Source organism: Mesorhizobium sp. M7A.F.Ca.AU.002.02.1.1 (assembly GCF_003998535.1).
Taxonomy (GTDB): domain Bacteria; phylum Pseudomonadota; class Alphaproteobacteria; order Rhizobiales; family Rhizobiaceae; genus Mesorhizobium; species Mesorhizobium ciceri.
The window spans coordinates 1-2,933 of the sequence record NZ_RZPB01000743.1 but is presented as its reverse complement, the minus strand read 5'-3'; the positions used below and the strand labels follow the sequence as shown (position 1 = coordinate 2,933).

Below are 2,933 nucleotides of genomic sequence, written 5' to 3'. Positions count from 1 at the left end.
ATCCTGCAGAGCAACACCGCCGGCTCGGTGGTCGATCTGGCGACATCAGGCTCGGGCGTCGTCACCGGCGGCCTCCAGAACCTCATCATCCGCAACACAGGCACCGGCACTGGTGTCGCCGTCAACGCGACGTCCGCCTCCAGTTTCTTCCTCCGCAACAACGACATCGCGGCCGGCGGCAGGGCGCTCGATTTCTCCACATCAGCTGCGCCGGCCAACACGCTTCTGCTTTCGATCGACGGCAATACGCTGAAATCGACGGGATCGGCGCTGGCCGCGTCCTTTGCCGGCCAGAACATCAGCGCGACGGACAACTCGGTCGAGATCCAGTCCTTTGCCGACAACACTGTGCTCGGCGGCACTGGCGGCGGCATCGCCTTCAACAATGTCCGCTTCGACTCCAACGGCGCCGGCGGCACTGTCAGCGCCGGAACGATCGGTGTTGGCTCACCAGGCCCAGGGCGCGTCCAGGGCGACGGCCTCAGCTTCACCAACACCAGCGGCACCCTCGATCTCGGCGCGTTCAGCGTCTTCAACAATGGCGGCACCGGCGTCCTAGCCAACACCAAGACCACCAATTTCACGCTGAACAGCAGCAGCGGCGGCGTCTTCACGGGGAATGGCGCGGCGTTCGATCTCGATCCGCTGACCGTCAATATGGTGGTGACCAGCATCAGTTCAGGCGGCAGCAGCGGCGGCATCATTTTCGACGGCGTCGCCGGTACCTTCACCGTCACCGGCAACACGAGCGTTGCCGCGGCGACGACTGCCGGCATTATGGCGATCAACGCCGGCAACACCGGCGTCTTCACCTTCAACACGGTGACACTGAACAGCGCCGTCACGGCGGGCGGCGGCATTCAGGTGGCGAGCGGTACGCTCAACATCACCGGCCTCGCCAACATTGACACGACCACCGGCGTCGGCGTCTCGCAAACCGGCGGCACGGTCAGCTTCACCGGCGGCGTGACCATCGACACCGCCAGCGGCACCGGAATTGTTGGAACCGGCGGCACGATGGGCATCACAGCTACCGCTGCCGCAGAAACGGTGAGGGCGACCACCGGCCAGGCGATCAATCTCTCTGGCGTCGCCGCCAGCATCGCGCTCGATTCGACCAATTCGGTCGGCGGCGCCAACAATGTCAGGCTGACCAACGTCAGCGGCACGGTCGACCTCGGTTCCGGCGCGCTGAGCGGTGCAACGGGTACGGCGTTCCTGGTTTCGGGCGGTTCGGCCAATATCGATTACAATGGCACCATTACCCACACCGCCAACGCCACCGCGATCGACGTCCAGAACCACACCGGCACCGCCGGCGGCGGCAGCACGATCTCGTTCGACGGCGCCATAACATCGAATAGCTTTAGCGACGGCATCAACCTGGTGGCCAATGGCGGCACCAACGGCACGACGATCAGCTTCACCAACAAGCTGGCGATCGATACCTCAACCAGCGACACCACCGGCTTCAGCGCCACCGGCGGCGGCACGGTTACCGCCACCGGCTCCGGCAGCACGATCAATTCGGGGACCGGCACCGCGCTCGATGTCGAGAACACGAATATCGGCTCGGGGAACCTTGTCTTCCAGAGCATCACATCGAATGGCGGTAGCGCCAACGGCATCATCCTGGTCAATACCGGCACGGCGCTCGGCAATGGCGGCTTGCATGTGACTGGAAATGGCGCCAACGTCGGCGCGACCGGCGGGGGCGTCATCGCCAACAAGACCGGCGCCGATGGCAGCGCCACGCAAGGCACCGGCATCTACCTCAGCAATACGAAGGATGTGCAGCTCAATGGTCTGCAGCTGAACGATTTCGACAATTTCGGTATCCGAGGGTTCGAGGTGAATGGCTTCGCGCTCACCAATAGCGTGGTGAACGCAACCTCTGGCACGAACGGCACCAGCGCCGCGGCCGACGAAGGCTCGATCAGCTTCCGCGCCGCCGACGCCGCCCATAACGGCCTGACCGGCACCGTCGCCATCACCAATTCGGTGATCGCGAACGGCCTTGAGGACAATTTCAACGTCTTCAACAACAGCGGCACGTTGAACATCACTGTTTCGGGCTCGACCTTCCGCGACACCTCCGTGGGACCGCCAGGCAATGTCGGCCTGCTGCTGCAGGCCGACGGCACCGCCAACATCACCGGCCTTGTCACGAACTCGTCGTTCCTGCGCAATTTCGCGAGAGGTATCCAGCTCATCAACAACGGCTCGGGCAACATCGATTTCGATGTCGGCCAGGCCGGCGTCGCCGGCAGCGGCGGCACCTTCACCGACAATTTCGTTGGCGTGGACATGGATCAGAACGGCGCCGGCACCTATAATTTCAATGTGCTGAACGCGACCTTCACCACGGCGAACTATGCGACCCTGTTTGGTGCCGGCGGCGCGGGCTCGCAGATCAACGTCAACCGCGGCGGTGCCGCATCGCCGGTCGTGCGTGGCCTGTTCACGGGCAACATCCTCAACAACAACATCAACAACGCGGATTCCGGCACCGGACCAGGTATCAGTGTCTCCATCAACGGGACCGCCACCGGCAGCAACACGGTGACCGTCAAGCTCGACGGCAACACTGTCACGCACGTCGCGAACTATGGCATCCTGGTCGCGAACGGCGACGGCAATGGGATCGTCAATGCCACCATCACCAACAACACCGTCAGCACGACGACCGCAGCCGCGCTCGAGGCGATCCGCGTCAATGGCGGGATAACCTCGAGCCAGGCTGGTGCCTCCGGCACGCCCGACAATGGCGCGCTGACTTTTGATATCCATGGAAATACGCTGAGCGTCGATCCGTCAGCTGGCGTCACCGATATCCGCGTGCGGCAGCGGTTCAATGTGATCGACAAGATCGAAGGCTATGCCGGCAGCGCCACCGACGACACGGCGGTTCAGGCCTATCTTGCCAGTCTCAA

1 pseudogene is annotated in these 2,933 nt (G+C 63.4%); it reads left to right on the top strand.

Annotated features, from left to right (window positions below):
* A pseudogene (locus EN879_RS30485) lies at positions 1-2,933 on the top strand (hypothetical protein); the annotation flags it as partial.